Genomic DNA, 13,156 nt, shown 5'->3' on the forward strand with positions numbered 1-13,156 from the left:
CACATTAAGGCGCAATTGGGAAAATGCTGGCCTTCGGCCTTGGCCGCGACTAGGACCGGACTGCATGACTGGCGCAACCGAAAATCAGGCTCCGGATCCGGGTGGCAAAGTCGCGGTGGTTATCGTCGCGGCCGGTCGCGGCGCGCGCGCCGGACAAGCCGATGGTCCTAAGCAATATCAACGAATTGGCGGACGCGCCGTCATCGCTCGTGTCATAGACATTTTTCTGGCGCACCCGCTCATCGGCCGGGTCGTCGTGGCCATCCATGCCGAAGACCGCGAGCTTTTTCAGCAAGCGGTCGGAACCGATGCGGATCGGGTAACGGCAATTGCCGGAGGCGCCACCAGGCAGGATTCGGTTCGGCTCGGGCTACAGGCGCTGAGAAGCTACGCGCCGGACAAGGTCCTCATCCACGACGCCGCGCGCCCCTTTGTCGACATGGATCTGATCGACCGCACCATCGCGGCCATCGGCGAACGTGAAGGCGCGCTTCCCGCCCTGCCGGTCGCCGACACACTGAAACGCGAATCGGCGACCGGCATGGTCGGCGAAACGGTGCCACGGAGCGGGCTGCACGCGGCGCAAACGCCGCAAGGCTTTCCCTTCCTCGCGATCATGACGATGCATGAGCAAGCCTATGACAGCGGCAAATCCGACTTTACAGACGACGCGTCGATCGCCGAATGGATGCAAATGCCGGTGAAGCTCGTTCCTGGATCGCCCGACAATGTCAAACTCACATGGGCACGGGATATCGCCATGGCGCACCAGCGACTTTCTAGCGAGCGGACACACTTTCCCGACATCCGCACCGGCAATGGCTACGATGTCCACGCCTTCGAGCCCGGCGACCATGTTACGCTTTGTGGCGTCGCCATCCCGCATGACAGGAAACTGTCGGGCCATTCCGACGCGGATGTCGGCCTGCACGCCCTGACCGACGCGCTGCTGGCGACCTGCGGGGCCGGCGATATCGGCACGCACTTTCCTCCATCCGATCCGCAGTGGAAAGGCGCTGCATCGCGGATATTCGTCGAACATGCGGCAAGACTGGTGCGCGAGCGCGGCGGACGCATCGCCAATGCCGATATCACGCTGATCTGCGAGGCGCCGCGCGTCGGCCCGCACCGCGAGGCGATGACATCAGTCCTTTCGCAGATGCTGGGCATTTCCGCCGACCGCATCTCGGTCAAGGCGACAACCAACGAGAAGCTCGGCTTTGTCGGCCGCGAGGAAGGTATCGCGGCGATCGCCACCGCCAGTGTGGTGTTTCCAGGCGAGGTTCCGGAATGACCAACAGCGAACTGGCAATCGCCCTGTTTGAGGCGTGCCGGGAGCGCGGCATCATGCTGGCGACCGCGGAAAGCTGTACCGGCGGGATGATCATCGCCGCGCTGACCGACATTGCCGGTTCTTCCGCCGTGGTCGATCGCGGCTTCATCACCTATTCCAATGAAGCCAAGATGGACATGCTCGGTGTTCGCGCCGCCACGCTCGACGTGCATGGTGCGGTCTCCCGCGAGGCAGCCATCGAGATGGCCGCTGGAGCGCTCGCCCGTTCGCGTGCCGGGCTGGCGCTGGCTGTCACCGGCATTGCCGGTCCGGGTGGCGGTTCCAGGGAAAAGCCGGTCGGGCTGGTCTGGTTTGGCGTTGCGGTGAACGGCCGACCCGTGACGGCTGAACGCAAGCTGTTTGCCGACAATGGCCGTGACTTCATCCGCCAGGAAACGGTCCATCATGCACTTGAGATCGGCTTGCAGGCGCTTGTCGAGAGTCAGGCCGCCGGTTTCTTGCCGTAGATGATGTCGGCGCGCTTTTCAAAAGCTTCGGCGAACATGCGGAAGGCACGATCGAACATCGTGCCCATCAGCGCACCCAGGATGCGGCTCTTGAATTCATAGTCGATGAAGAAGCGCACGGCACAGCCGGCACCATCCGGCTCGAACCGCCAGACATTGCTCAGATATTTGAACGGGCCGTCGATATACTTCACGTCGATGGCATGTTCGTCGGGCTTGAGCAGCACCTGCGTCGTGAAAGTCTCCCGGATCGCCTTATAGCCGATGCTCATGTCGGCCACGAGGATGGTGCGGCCGTCACGCTCCTTGCGCGAGCGGACCGCCAACGCTTCGCAAAGCGGCAGGAATTGCGGGTAAGTTTCGATGTCGGCGACCAGCGCGAACATCTGCTCAGGCGTGTGGGCGACGCGTCGGGTGGCTTCGAATTTCGGCATGAAACCGGCGTTAGATCAATTTCTGGAGCTGCGCTTCGCGCGCGGCGCGCAGCCGGGCGAAATCGTCGCCGGCATGGTGCGAAGAGCGTGTCAGCGGGCTCGATGCCACCAGCAGGAAACCCTTGGTCTTGCCGATCGTCTCGAAGGACTTGAATTCCTCCGGCGTGACGAAGCGGATCACCGGGTGGTGCTTCTTCGACGGCTGCAGGTATTGGCCGATGGTCATGAAGTCGACATTGGCCGAACGCAGATCGTCCATTAATTGCAGGATTTCGTTCCGCTCCTCGCCAAGGCCGACCATGATGCCGGACTTGGTGAAAATCGACGGATCGAGTTCCTTGACCCGCTGCAGCAGCCGGATCGAGTGGAAATAGCGGGCGCCCGGCCGGACCTTAAGATAATTCGACGGCACGGTTTCGAGGTTGTGGTTGAAGACGTCGGGCCGGGCCGCCACGACGATCTCCAGTGCGCCTTCCTTGCGCAGGAAATCGGGCGTCAGGATTTCGATCGTCGTCAGAGGCGTTGCCGCCCGGATCGCACGGATGACATCGGCGAAGTGCTGCGCACCGCCATCGTCGAGATCGTCGCGGTCAACGGAGGTGATGACGACGTGGCTGAGGCCCATTTGCTTGACGGCATGCGCGACACGCGCGGGCTCGTCGGAGTCGAGTGCGGTCGGGATGCCAGTGGCGACATTGCAGAAGGCGCAGGCGCGCGTGCATATCTCGCCCATGATCATGAAGGTGGCGTGCTTCTTTTCCCAGCACTCACCGATGTTCGGGCAACCGGCCTCTTCGCATACCGTCACCAGCTTGTGCGATTTCACAATCTCCCGTGTCTCGGCATATCCCTTCGACACCGGCGCCTTGACGCGGATCCAGTCCGGCTTGCGCAATACCTCCTGGTCGGGCTTGTGGGCCTTCTCGGGATGCCGCAGCCGCGGCGCGTTGGCGATCGTGTCGAGGACAGTGACCATCTGAACCCTGGCCTTTCTTGCGACCGCCCGTCGGCGATCGTCACCTTAACGTCATCTAGGACTTTTCGGGACAAAGAAAAAGGCTGCAGCGGCGCATGCCGCTACAACCGTTTTCGCATAGCCGAAAACGATATCGACTAACGGCGCAACAGGCGACCTACCCAGATCAGCAGGCAGGCACCGATGAAGCCGGTGATCAGATAGGCGGTCCAGCCGACGCCGAACACGCCGATGTTGAGCGCCTGCAAGACTGCGTTCAGCACCACCGCGCCAACGATGCCCATGATAATGTTCATGAATATGCCGGTGTTGCTCTTCATGACCATTTCGGCCAACCAGCCTGCCAGGCCGCCGATAATGATTGCTGCGATCCAGCCCACGCCGTTCAAGTGCATATGCCTTCTCCTTGCGCCAGTAAAAATGCATTCGGAAACGAACTGCCTCGCCGTCGAGATCCCACCGCTTTGACAGCTGAGTCTCCTGCGGGGAATCTATCATGCGTTCAAGGCGCGGCCATAGGCGTCGAGCACGCTTTCCTTCATCATCTCGGACAGCGTCGGATGCGGGAAGATGGTGTGCATCAGCTCTTCCTCGGTGGTTTCGAGGTTCATCGCCACGACAAAACCCTGGATCAGTTCCGTAACTTCGGCGCCGACCATATGTGCGCCGAGCAACTGACCGGTCTTCTTGTCGAAGATGGTCTTGATGAAGCCTTGGTCTTCGCCAAGCGCGATGGCCTTGCCGTTGGCCCCGAACTGGAAGCGGCCGACGCGGATATCCTTGCCCTCGGCCTTGGCTTTTGCTTCCGTCAGTCCAACCGAGGCGACCTGCGGATTGCAGTAGGTGCAACCAGGGATCTTGAGCTTGTCCGTGGCATGAACACCGGGGAAGTTCGCGATCTTCTCGACGCACACGACGCCCTCGTGCTCGGCCTTGTGAGCAAGCATGGGCGGACCGGCGACATCGCCGATGGCGTAGATGCCAGGCACATTGGTCTTGCCATACCCGTCGATGACCACGCAACCGCGCTCGGTCTTAACACCAAGTGCTTCAAGTCCGAGGTTCTCGATATTGCCCTGGACGCCAACGGCCGAGATCATACGGTCGGCGGTGATCTTCTCGACCTTGCCGTCCTTCATCTCGACATGCGCGGTAATCGAGTTCGCCCCCTTCTCGACTTTGGTCACCTTGGCCTCGAGGATGATCTTCATGCCTTGCTTCTCGAACTGCTTTTGCGCGAATTTCGAGACCTCTGCATCCTCGACCGGCATCACCGCCGGCAGCAGCTCGACGACCGTGACGTCGGCGCCCATTGTGCGATAGAAGGAGGCGAATTCGATGCCGATGGCGCCTGAGCCCATCACCAGCAGCGACTTCGGCATCTCCTTCGGCACCATGGCTTCGAAATAGGTCCAGATCAGCTTGCCGTCCGGCTCTATGCCGGGCAGAGCGCGCGGCCGGGCGCCGGTCGCCAGGATGATGTGCTTGGCGGTGTAGGTGCCCTCGCCCTTGACGCCTTTCGGCACCGGCGGCTGCGGCTCCATCGGCTTCTTGGCCGTCTTGGAAACCACGATCTCACCGGGCTTGGATAGTTTGGCCTCGCCCCAGATGACGTCGACCTTGTTCTTCTTCATCAGGAAGGCGACGCCGCCATTGAGCCTGAGCGACACTTTTCGCGACCGATCGACGACGGCAGCGGTATCGGCACTGATCTTGCCGCCATCGAGCTTCAGGCCGTAATCCTTCAGATGATCGGAATAATGCATGATCTCGGCCGACCGCAGCAGCGCCTTGGTCGGAATACAGCCCCAATTCAGACAGATGCCGCCTAGATGCTCGCGCTCGACGATCGCCGTCTTGAAGCCGAGCTGGGCGGAGCGCACCGCGGTGACATAGCCGCCGGGACCGGAGCCGATGATGATGACGTCGTAGTTCTCAGCCACGGGTTTTCTCCTTCAATCACAATTCCAGCATGACGCGCACGACCGGCGTCAGCGCCTCGCCAATGTTTCGCGTATTCTCGGCATCGAGGTGGACGCCATCGAGAGGTGTTGTTTGCGCCACCGTGCCAGCGTCGAAGAAGCCGCAGCCGACCTCGTCGGCGAGTGCGGCGTATTGCGGCGCAAGCTGCTTCGAGGCCTCATCGCCGCCGGCGAACATCTCCCTGAAGTCGGCATTTTCGGTGCGGCTGACAAGAGGCGGCGAAACGATCAGTATCTGCGGTGCCGGCCAGTCGAACGGATAGTCGTGGCCACGCACGATATCGATCAGCCGCTGGATGCCTTGCTTGGCGGCAACCGGGTTGCCATGGATCCATGGCTTCATGTCATTGGCACCGAGCATGATGACGATCAGGTCGATCGGCGCATGCGTCGTCAACACTGTCGGCAGCAGCCGCGCGCCGTTGCGATCGGCTCCGGCCAGATGATCGTCGAAGGCGGTGGTGCGGCCATTGAGCCCCTCCGCGACGACTTGAACGCCTTCGCCGAGGCCTGCTTGCAGGACGCTTGGCCAGCGATCCCCGAGCCCATGACGGCCGCCCTCGGCATTGTAGCCCCAGGTCAGCGAGTCGCCGTAACAAAGCACCGTCTTCATCCGTTCAACCTGCCTTTGTGTCGGCCACGCCGCGCTTCACGCGCCAGCGTACGAACAACCAATGGATGACGATCGTCACCAGGCCCGGCAGACCGAGACCGGCAACCATCGGTATGTCTTTCCTGACCACCGCGGCGCTGCTGTCGCTGTAGAGGACCAGCGCGACCAGCAGGACGAGAAGCGCCACAAAGGCAATCAGCGTCCACTTGCCTGCGCTGGCAACGGCCGCGACCGGATCGTTCGTCAATTGCGCAACGAAGAAGATGAAGGTGACGACAAAAGTCACCAGCACCGAGAACATGAAGACGATGATGTATTCTTCCTCGGCGCCGGTGGCGACAGCCAACCATTGCGCGATAAGGCCGCCGGCCAAGCCGGAAATCAAAAAGGCGAAAAGGCTGGTGAAGAATATCCGCACAGCCTTTCCCTTTCCTAGACCAGCATGCCCATCGGATTCTCGATCAGCTTCTTGAAGGCGACCAGCAGTTCGGCCCCCAGCGCGCCATCAACCGCACGATGGTCGGTTGACAGCGTCACCGACATCACGGTGGCTATTCTGATCTCACCGTTCCTGACCACCGCCCGCTCCTCGCCGGCGCCGACCGCCAGGATCGTCGCATGCGGCGGGTTGATGACGGCGGCAAAGTCCTTGATGCCGAACATGCCGAGATTGGAGACGGCGGTCGTGCCGCCTTGATATTCCTCCGGCTTCAGCTTGCGGCTGCGGGCGCGGCTGGCCAGGTCCTTCATCTCGTTGGAGATGACCGACAGCGTCTTTTCGTCGGCATGCCGGATGATCGGCGTGATCAGGCCACCGGGGATCGAAACGGCGACGCCGACATCGGCATGCTTGTGCTTGACCATGGCGCTCTCGGTCCATGAGGCATTGGCATCCGGCACCGCCTTCAGCGCCATCGCCATCGCCTTGATGACCATGTCGTTGACCGACAGCTTGTAGACGGGCGCCTCACCCTTGTCGGTCTTTTTCACCGGTGCCGCGGCATTGAGCTGAGTGCGTAAAGCCAGCAGCGCGTCGAGTTCGCAGTCGAGCGTCAGATAGAAATGCGGGATGGTGGTTTTTGCTTCGACCAGGCGCCGCGCGATGGTCTTGCGCATATTGTCCTGCGGGACGAGTTCGTAGGAGCCTTCCTCGAACAGTTTCAGCACCTGCTCGTCCGACATCGCCTTTACCGCCGGGGCGGAGGCAGGCGCGCCGGCCGGAGCCTTGGCAGCCGGTGCCGCCTTGGCGCCACCACCGGCAATCGCGGCATCTACGTCAGCCTTGACCACGCGGCCGTGCGGGCCGGTGCCGGTGACCGCAGAGACGTCGACGCCGGCGTCCTTGGCGATACGGCGGGCAAGCGGCGATGCAAAGGTGCGGTCGCCAGCCGCGTTGCCATTGGCGGCCGGAGCCGCCTGCGCCTTTGGGGCCTCGGCCTCGGCCTTTGGCGCTTCAGCATTCGGCGCTTCGGCTTTAGGCGCTTCGGCTTTAGGCGCATCCGCTTTCGGAGCTTCGGCTTTCGCCGGTGTGGCGCCGCCGCTTTTCGCCGCGGCGCCGGCATCTTCGCCTTCCGCCGCAAGCACCGCGATCAGCGCGTTGACCTTGACCCCTTCGGTTCCGGCCGGCACGACGAGCTTGGCAACCGTGCCCTCATCGACGGCTTCGACCTCCATCGTCGCCTTGTCGGTTTCGATCTCGGCGATCACGTCGCCGGGCGAAACCTTGTCGCCTTCCTTGACCAGCCACTTGGAAAGATTGCCCTCTTCCATAGTGGGCGAGAGCGCCGGCATGGTGATGTTGATTGGCATATTGTCCTCCCACCCGGTTCAGCGATATGCGACGGCTTTGACGGCCTCGATGACCTCGCCGACATTCGGCAAAGCCAGTTTTTCGAGGTTCGCCGCATAAGGCATCGGCACGTCCTTGCCGGCAATGGTGATGACCGGTGCGTCGAGGAAATCGAAGGCGCGCTGCGAGACCTGGTTGGCGATGTGGTCGCCAACCGAATTCTGCGGGTAGCCTTCTTCGACCACGACCAGCCGGTTGGTCTTCTTGACCGAGGCGATGACGGTGTCGAGATCGAGCGGACGGATAGTCCTGAGGTCGATGATCTCGGCGTCGATGCCCATGCCGCGCAGCTCGGCTTCAGCCTTCACCGCATAGGTCATGCCGATGCCGAAGGAGACGATGGTGACATCCTTGCCTGCCTTGTGGATGCGCGCCTTGCCGATCGGCAGCACGAAGTCGTCCAGCTTCGGAACGTCGAAGGACTGGCCGTAGAGGATTTCATTCTCGAGGAAGATGACCGGGTTCGGATCGCGGATCGCTGCCTTGAGCAAGCCCTTTGCGTCGGCGGCCGTGTATGGCATCACCACCTTCAGGCCTGGAATGTGGCTGTACCAGGCGGCATAGCACTGCGAGTGCTGTGCCGCGACGCGGGCCGCCGCGCCATTTGGCCCGCGGAACACGATCGGCGCGCCCATCTGGCCGCCCGACATATAGAGCGTCTTGGCGGCGGAGTTGATGATCTGGTCGATCGCCTGCATGGCGAAGTTGAAGGTCATGAACTCGACGATCGGCTTCAGCCCAGCCATCGCCGCGCCGACACCAACGCCGGCAAAACCATGCTCGGTAATCGGCGTGTCGACGACGCGCCGCGGCCCAAATTCCTGCAGCAAGCCCTGTGTGATCTTGTAGGCGCCCTGGTATTCGGCGACTTCCTCACCCATGACGAAGACATCGCCGTCGCGGCGCATTTCCTCGGCCATGGCATCACGCAGCGCCTCGCGCACCGTGGTCGAGACCATTTCGGTGCCGGCAGGAATGTCCGGATCGGCAGCGAGGTTGACCACCGGGGCGGCGGGGACGGAGGCTTTCGGCGCCTCTCCAGCATCCTGCGGCGCCCGTTGCGAGCCTTCCTCGGCCGCGTCGGCGCGCTGCCCACCAGTTGACACCGCGTCTTGCGTCGAGGCGGGAGCCGCCTTGGAGGCCTTGTCGATGTCGCCAGAACTTTCGCCATCCTGCAGCAGAACGGCGATCGGCGTGTTGACCTTGACGCCTTCGGTGCCGGCGGCGATCAGGATCTTGCCCAGCGTACCTTCGTCGACGGCTTCGACTTCCATCGTCGCCTTGTCGGTTTCGATCTCGGCAATGACGTCGCCGGCGACGACCTTGTCGCCCTCGTTCTTCAACCACTTGGAAAGATTGCCCTCTTCCATGGTCGGCGAGAGGGCGGGCATGAGAATTTCGATAGGCATGTCCTGGCCCTCCCTTACAATACGATATCGGTCCAGAGCTCGGACGGATCCGGCTCCGCGTCGTGCTGGGCAAATTCGGCGGCGTCGGCGACGATGTCGCGAACCTCCTTGTCGACGGTTTTGAGTTCGTCCTCGGTCGCCCACTTCTTCTCGATGAGCCGCGCCTTGACCTGCTCGATCGGATCATGATCGGAGCGCATCTTCTGGACTTCTTCCTTGGAGCGATATTTCGCCGGGTCGGACATCGAGTGGCCGCGATAGCGATAAGTCTGCATTTCGAGAATGATCGGCCCGTTGCCGGCACGGCACCACTCGGTAGCCAGATCGCCAGCCGCCTTCACCGCACGCACATCCATGCCGTCGACCTGGATGCCCGGAATCTTGAACGACGCGCCACGATGCGAAAAATTGGTTTCCGCCGAAGAGCGCGACACCGAGGTGCCCATGGCGTAGCGGTTGTTCTCGATGATGTAGATCACCGGCAGCTTCCACAGCGAGGCCATGTTGAAGCTTTCGTAGACCTGGCCCTGGTTGGCGGCGCCGTCGCCGAAATAGGTCAGCGAGACATTGTTGTTGTCGCGGTAGCGGTTGGCAAAGGCCAGACCTGTTCCAAGCGACACCTGCGCACCGACAATGCCGTGACCGCCATAGAAATGCTTCTCCTTGGAGAACATGTGCATGGAACCGCCCTTGCCTCTGGACAAGCCGCCGCGGCGTCCGGTCAGCTCGGCCATCACGCCACGCGGCGACAGCTCCATCGCCAGCATGTGGCCGTGATCGCGATAGGCCGTGATCATCTGATCGCCGTCGATCAGCGCCATCTTCATGCCGGTGACGACCGCTTCCTGGCCGATATAGAGGTGACAGAAACCGCCAATGAAGCCCATGCCGTAGAGCTGGCCGGCCTTCTCCTCGAAACGGCGGATGAGCAGCATGTGCCGGTAGGCGGCAAGCTCTTCGTCCTTGGTGAAGTCAACAGGCTTGGGTGCTGATAGACCGGGTTTGCCGTCGGATTTCGATTTGGCAGGCGCTTTTCTGGCTGCGGTGGCCATGCATCACTCCCTGTTGGCGTCTCTTTGCGGACACTGGAGCAAGATCAAACTGCTCCGGGGAGATCGCCCTCCCCTTCGATTTATGGGAGGCTAACACGTAGAAAGGCGTTCCGCCATGTCGAAATTGCATAGCTGGCATGCGCCTAAGCAATTAAAATCATTGAAAATATTGGCGATTAACCTGAAATTGGTTACTTCGCCGGAGCCGGCAGCATGATGGTGATCTCGTCGGCCTGCGACAGATTGAGTGCCTTGCGCACCTGCTCGTCGAGCATGTCCTTCTCCAGCGTGCCGTCATGCATGAGCTTGACGCGCCGCTCGAGTTCCATCCTGCGTGCCTTGATCGCATCGAGCTGACCCTGCAACGCAACCGTCTCGGCCTCAAGCTTGTATTTCGAATTGATGCCGAATTCGCCGTGATAGGCGTGGAAGCCGAAATAAGCCAGGAACAGCACGCACAGCGAGGGAATGATCAGCCGGCCGGTGTTTCTCTGCTTGTGCTGACGCGTCCACATAACCGATTCCCCGTGCCGCGAACTCAAACGGCTCGAAGTCTTTTTCGCCTGATTGTGCTTAACGGACGGTTACGGGAGACCGCCATGCCGGCCTGAAATGAAAAAGGGCGGGATGTCCCGCCCTCTCCGTATCAACGATGTGCGGCCGGATCAGCCCTTGATCACGGACTTGCCGGCATAATGCGCCTGCTTGCCGAGTTCTTCCTCGATGCGGATCAGCTGGTTGTATTTGGCCATGCGGTCGGAGCGCGACAGCGAGCCGGTCTTGATCTGCCCGCAATTGGTGGCGACGGCGAGATCGGCGATGGTCGAATCCTCGGTTTCGCCCGAACGGTGCGACATGACGGCGGTGTAGGCAGCCTTGTGCGCGGTCTCGACCGCATCCAGCGTCTCGGTCAGCGAGCCGATCTGGTTGACCTTGACCAGGATCGAGTTGGCGACGCCCATGCGGATGCCGTCGCGCAGGCGCGCCGTGTTGGTGACGAAGAGATCGTCACCAACGAGCTGCGTCTTCTTGCCGATCAGGTCGGTCAGGTACTTCCAGCCTTCCCAATCGTCCTCGGCAAGGCCATCCTCGATCGAGATGATCGGATAGTCGGCCGCGAGCTTGGCGAGGTACTTGGCTTGCGCCTTGGGATCGCGCGTCTTCTTCTCGCCCTCATAGACATAGTTGCCGTCCTTGAAGAACTCGGTCGCGGCGCAATCGAGGCCGAGCGCGATCTCTTCACCTGGTTTGAATCCGGCCTTCTCGATCGATTCCATGATGAAGTCGAGCGCCACCGGCGCGCTCTTCAGGTTCGGGGCGAAGCCGCCCTCGTCGCCGACATTGGTGTTGTGGCCGGCATCCTTCAGCTTCTTGCGCAGCGTGTGGAAGATTTCCGAGCCCCAGCGCACGCCTTCGCGCAGCGTCGGCGCACCGACCGGCAGGATCATGAATTCCTGGAAGTCGATCGGATTGTCGGCATGCGCGCCACCATTGATGATGTTCATCATCGGCACGGGCAGGACATGCGCCTTGGTGCCGCCGACATAGCGGTAGAGCGGCAACCCGGCTGCATCGGCCGCGGCCTTCGCGACCGCCAGCGAAACGCCCAAGATGGCGTTGGCGCCGAGCCGGCTCTTGTTGGGCGTGCCATCAAGCTCAATCATGGTCTGATCGATATGGATCTGGTTTTCGGCTTCCATGCCGCCGATCGCCTCGAACAATTCGCCATTGACCGCCTCGACGGCCCTGAGCACGCCCTTGCCAAGGTAGCGGGCGCCGCCGTCGCGAAGCTCGACGGCTTCGTGGGCGCCGGTGGAGGCACCCGACGGCACCGCGGCGCGGCCCATCGAACCATCTTCGAGAACAACATCGACCTCGACGGTCGGGTTTCCACGGCTGTCCAGGATTTCACGCCCGACAATGTCGATGATGGCGGTCATTGCGATGTCCTCGATTGATCTGGAGAAAACGTCGCGCCCGTCTTAGCCAAAGCGACGCAAAAGGCAATCGGGGCCTGATCGAATAGTGCCGCCCGCCCGATTCACGAAGCGCAATTTCCTGTCATCATAAGTCATGCCACCGGACGCGCATTTCGGGTTAGGAATGTTATCGCGGGGCGAAACAGGAGGGGTTCGCCATGTCTGAGTTGAGCGGTATTGTCAGTCTGTTCCTGATCGCCGCGGCGTTCCTGACGTCATGCGACAACCAGCAGTCGCCGCCAAAGGCTATTGCGTCTTTGCCGGATTTGCACATCAGCGAGTAGCGTTGCATTTGAATCAAAAAGGGGGCCGTGGAAACGACCCCCTTTTTCGATTGTGGCGTCAATGCCAGTAGGGCGCGACCTTATAGTATTCGTATGACTCGTCGCGCGCGCTCTCGCCATCCGCGCCGGCCAGTTCGTTGATGGAATGGGCAGGCGCTGCCTTCAGCTGTTCCTTGGAGAAGGGTATGACATAGCCGCCCCTTGCCTCATCATAGTCGAGGCTTGCCCAGGGGATGGCGTGGTACTTCTCGCCAATGCCGAGAAAGCCGCCAAATCCAATCACCGCGAACATGATGCCGTTCGACGTCTTGTCGAGCATGACGTCCTCGATGCTGCCGATGCTGTCGCCTTGGGTGTTGTAGACGGTCGTGCCGATGACTCGCGAAGCGGCAATGGCTTCGGTGTGGCCTGTTTGCGTCGTCATTGTTTGCTCCTCGTTGTCGTTAATCCGCACTTTGACAATGAGGGGCGCGGGCGAAAGTTCCCGACTTTTTTGGCGGCTGCCCAATCACTCCGCGAGGATGAAAGTCACCTTCATATTGACGCGATAGGCCGCGATCTTGCCATCCTCGACGACGATCTTCTGGTCCTGGATCCAGGCGCCTTCGACGTTCTTCAGGGTCTTCGCGGCGCGCGCAATTCCCTTCTCGATGGCGTCTTGAAAGCTTTTCCTGGACGACGAGGTGATTTCGGTGACGCGGGCGACGGACATTGGCTTCCTCCTGCCAAAGCGCTCATTTGCCGGACGAGCCTACAACCGGGGCTTATCCGCTACAAG

16 protein-coding genes are annotated in these 13,156 nt (G+C 61.4%); 3 read left to right on the plus strand and 13 right to left on the minus strand.

The features are described from left to right. The first annotated feature begins 64 nt into the window (after positions 1-64). Positions 65-1,294: a bifunctional 2-C-methyl-D-erythritol 4-phosphate cytidylyltransferase/2-C-methyl-D-erythritol 2,4-cyclodiphosphate synthase gene (locus MESAU_RS20340; RefSeq protein WP_015317924.1), complete on the plus strand. Its 1,230-nt coding sequence runs from the start codon at positions 65-67 to the stop codon at positions 1,292-1,294. After that, positions 1,291-1,800, plus strand: coding sequence for a CinA family protein (locus tag MESAU_RS20345; protein WP_015317925.1), 510 nt, complete (start codon positions 1,291-1,293; stop codon positions 1,798-1,800). Before MESAU_RS20340 ends, MESAU_RS20345 begins: the two co-directional genes overlap by 4 nt. On the opposite strand, the gene MESAU_RS20350 is transcribed toward MESAU_RS20345, so the two are convergent. The 11 genes from MESAU_RS20350 to eno all read right to left on the minus strand — a co-directional run bounded on the left by MESAU_RS20350 (position 1,776) and on the right by eno (position 12,055). After that, positions 1,776-2,234 (minus strand): type II toxin-antitoxin system RatA family toxin, encoded by a 459-nt coding sequence (locus tag MESAU_RS20350; RefSeq protein ID WP_015317926.1) that lies wholly within the window; start codon positions 2,232-2,234, stop codon positions 1,776-1,778. The genes MESAU_RS20345 and MESAU_RS20350 overlap by 25 nt on opposite strands. 10 nt (positions 2,235-2,244) lie before the next feature. Continuing rightward, positions 2,245-3,210: a lipoyl synthase gene (gene lipA, locus MESAU_RS20355; RefSeq protein ID WP_015317927.1), complete on the minus strand. Its 966-nt coding sequence runs from the start codon at positions 3,208-3,210 to the stop codon at positions 2,245-2,247. A gap of 137 nt (positions 3,211-3,347) precedes the next feature. After that, positions 3,348-3,605, minus strand: coding sequence for a GlsB/YeaQ/YmgE family stress response membrane protein (locus MESAU_RS20360; protein WP_015317928.1), 258 nt, complete (start codon positions 3,603-3,605; stop codon positions 3,348-3,350). 99 nt (positions 3,606-3,704) lie between these two features. After that, the gene (gene lpdA / locus MESAU_RS20365) at positions 3,705-5,153 is read right to left on the minus strand and encodes a dihydrolipoyl dehydrogenase (protein WP_015317929.1); all 1,449 of its coding nucleotides are present in this window, start codon (positions 5,151-5,153) and stop codon (positions 3,705-3,707) included. Between the two features lie 16 nt (positions 5,154-5,169). Further along, positions 5,170-5,805, minus strand: coding sequence for an SGNH/GDSL hydrolase family protein (locus tag MESAU_RS20370; protein WP_015317930.1), 636 nt, complete (start codon positions 5,803-5,805; stop codon positions 5,170-5,172). A 4-nt stretch (positions 5,806-5,809) separates the two neighbouring features. Then, entirely contained in the window at positions 5,810-6,223 is a 414-nt protein-coding gene (locus tag MESAU_RS20375) for a hypothetical protein (RefSeq protein ID WP_015317931.1), read from the minus strand. A gap of 14 nt (positions 6,224-6,237) precedes the next feature. Further along, positions 6,238-7,614 carry a pyruvate dehydrogenase complex dihydrolipoamide acetyltransferase gene (locus MESAU_RS20380; protein WP_015317932.1) on the minus strand — a complete coding sequence of 459 codons (1,377 nt, stop codon included), beginning with the start codon at positions 7,612-7,614 and terminating at the stop codon, positions 6,238-6,240. Between the two features lie 18 nt (positions 7,615-7,632). Continuing rightward, positions 7,633-9,063: a pyruvate dehydrogenase complex E1 component subunit beta gene (locus MESAU_RS20385; protein ID WP_015317933.1), complete on the minus strand. Its 1,431-nt coding sequence runs from the start codon at positions 9,061-9,063 to the stop codon at positions 7,633-7,635. Between the two features lie 14 nt (positions 9,064-9,077). Continuing rightward, positions 9,078-10,115 carry a pyruvate dehydrogenase (acetyl-transferring) E1 component subunit alpha gene (pdhA, locus tag MESAU_RS20390; protein ID WP_015317934.1) on the minus strand — a complete coding sequence of 346 codons (1,038 nt, stop codon included), beginning with the start codon at positions 10,113-10,115 and terminating at the stop codon, positions 9,078-9,080. 191 nt (positions 10,116-10,306) lie between these two features. Next, on the minus strand, positions 10,307-10,630 hold the full coding sequence (locus tag MESAU_RS20395) for an FtsB family cell division protein (RefSeq protein ID WP_015317935.1): 324 nt from the start codon (positions 10,628-10,630) through the stop codon (positions 10,307-10,309). Positions 10,631-10,780: 150 nt separating this feature from the next. Beyond that, positions 10,781-12,055 carry a phosphopyruvate hydratase gene (gene eno, locus MESAU_RS20400; RefSeq protein WP_015317936.1) on the minus strand — a complete coding sequence of 425 codons (1,275 nt, stop codon included), beginning with the start codon at positions 12,053-12,055 and terminating at the stop codon, positions 10,781-10,783. Between the two features lie 197 nt (positions 12,056-12,252). Here eno and MESAU_RS32255 point away from each other — a divergent pair, with 197 nt between their 5' ends. After that, positions 12,253-12,378 carry a hypothetical protein gene (locus MESAU_RS32255; protein ID WP_015317937.1) on the plus strand — a complete coding sequence of 42 codons (126 nt, stop codon included), beginning with the start codon at positions 12,253-12,255 and terminating at the stop codon, positions 12,376-12,378. Positions 12,379-12,436: 58 nt separating this feature from the next. Here the strand turns inward: MESAU_RS32255 and MESAU_RS20405 are convergent, their stop codons facing one another. After that, positions 12,437-12,802, minus strand: coding sequence for a PRC-barrel domain-containing protein (locus tag MESAU_RS20405; RefSeq protein WP_015317938.1), 366 nt, complete (start codon positions 12,800-12,802; stop codon positions 12,437-12,439). 84 nt (positions 12,803-12,886) lie between these two features. Beyond that, the gene (locus MESAU_RS20410) at positions 12,887-13,090 is read right to left on the minus strand and encodes a dodecin family protein (RefSeq protein ID WP_015317939.1); all 204 of its coding nucleotides are present in this window, start codon (positions 13,088-13,090) and stop codon (positions 12,887-12,889) included. Positions 13,091-13,156 lie beyond the last annotated feature (66 nt).

The sequence above is a fragment of the Mesorhizobium australicum WSM2073 genome (genome assembly GCF_000230995.2).
GTDB classification, from domain to species: domain Bacteria; phylum Pseudomonadota; class Alphaproteobacteria; order Rhizobiales; family Rhizobiaceae; genus Mesorhizobium; species Mesorhizobium australicum.

Bases quoted from the DNA above. Each gene is read 5' to 3' on its own strand.
- MESAU_RS20340 (WP_015317924.1), top strand. From the start codon at position 65: ATGACTGGCGCAACCGAAAATCAGGCTCCGGATCCGGGTGGCAAAGTC.
- MESAU_RS20405 (WP_015317938.1), bottom strand. From the start codon at position 12,802: ATGACGACGCAAACAGGCCACACCGAAGCCATTGCCGCTTCGCGAGTC.
- lipA (WP_015317927.1), bottom strand. From the start codon at position 3,210: ATGGTCACTGTCCTCGACACGATCGCCAACGCGCCGCGGCTGCGGCAT.
- pdhA (WP_015317934.1), bottom strand. From the start codon at position 10,115: ATGGCCACCGCAGCCAGAAAAGCGCCTGCCAAATCGAAATCCGACGGC.
- MESAU_RS20380 (WP_015317932.1), bottom strand. From the start codon at position 7,614: ATGCCAATCAACATCACCATGCCGGCGCTCTCGCCCACTATGGAAGAG.
- MESAU_RS20385 (WP_015317933.1), bottom strand. From the start codon at position 9,063: ATGCCTATCGAAATTCTCATGCCCGCCCTCTCGCCGACCATGGAAGAG.
- MESAU_RS20345 (WP_015317925.1), top strand. From the start codon at position 1,291: ATGACCAACAGCGAACTGGCAATCGCCCTGTTTGAGGCGTGCCGGGAG.
- MESAU_RS20370 (WP_015317930.1), bottom strand. From the start codon at position 5,805: ATGAAGACGGTGCTTTGTTACGGCGACTCGCTGACCTGGGGCTACAAT.
- MESAU_RS20360 (WP_015317928.1), bottom strand. From the start codon at position 3,605: ATGCACTTGAACGGCGTGGGCTGGATCGCAGCAATCATTATCGGCGGC.
- MESAU_RS20410 (WP_015317939.1), bottom strand. From the start codon at position 13,090: ATGTCCGTCGCCCGCGTCACCGAAATCACCTCGTCGTCCAGGAAAAGC.
- MESAU_RS32255 (WP_015317937.1), top strand. From the start codon at position 12,253: ATGTCTGAGTTGAGCGGTATTGTCAGTCTGTTCCTGATCGCCGCGGCG.
- MESAU_RS20350 (WP_015317926.1), bottom strand. From the start codon at position 2,234: ATGCCGAAATTCGAAGCCACCCGACGCGTCGCCCACACGCCTGAGCAG.
- eno (WP_015317936.1), bottom strand. From the start codon at position 12,055: ATGACCGCCATCATCGACATTGTCGGGCGTGAAATCCTGGACAGCCGT.
- MESAU_RS20395 (WP_015317935.1), bottom strand. From the start codon at position 10,630: ATGTGGACGCGTCAGCACAAGCAGAGAAACACCGGCCGGCTGATCATT.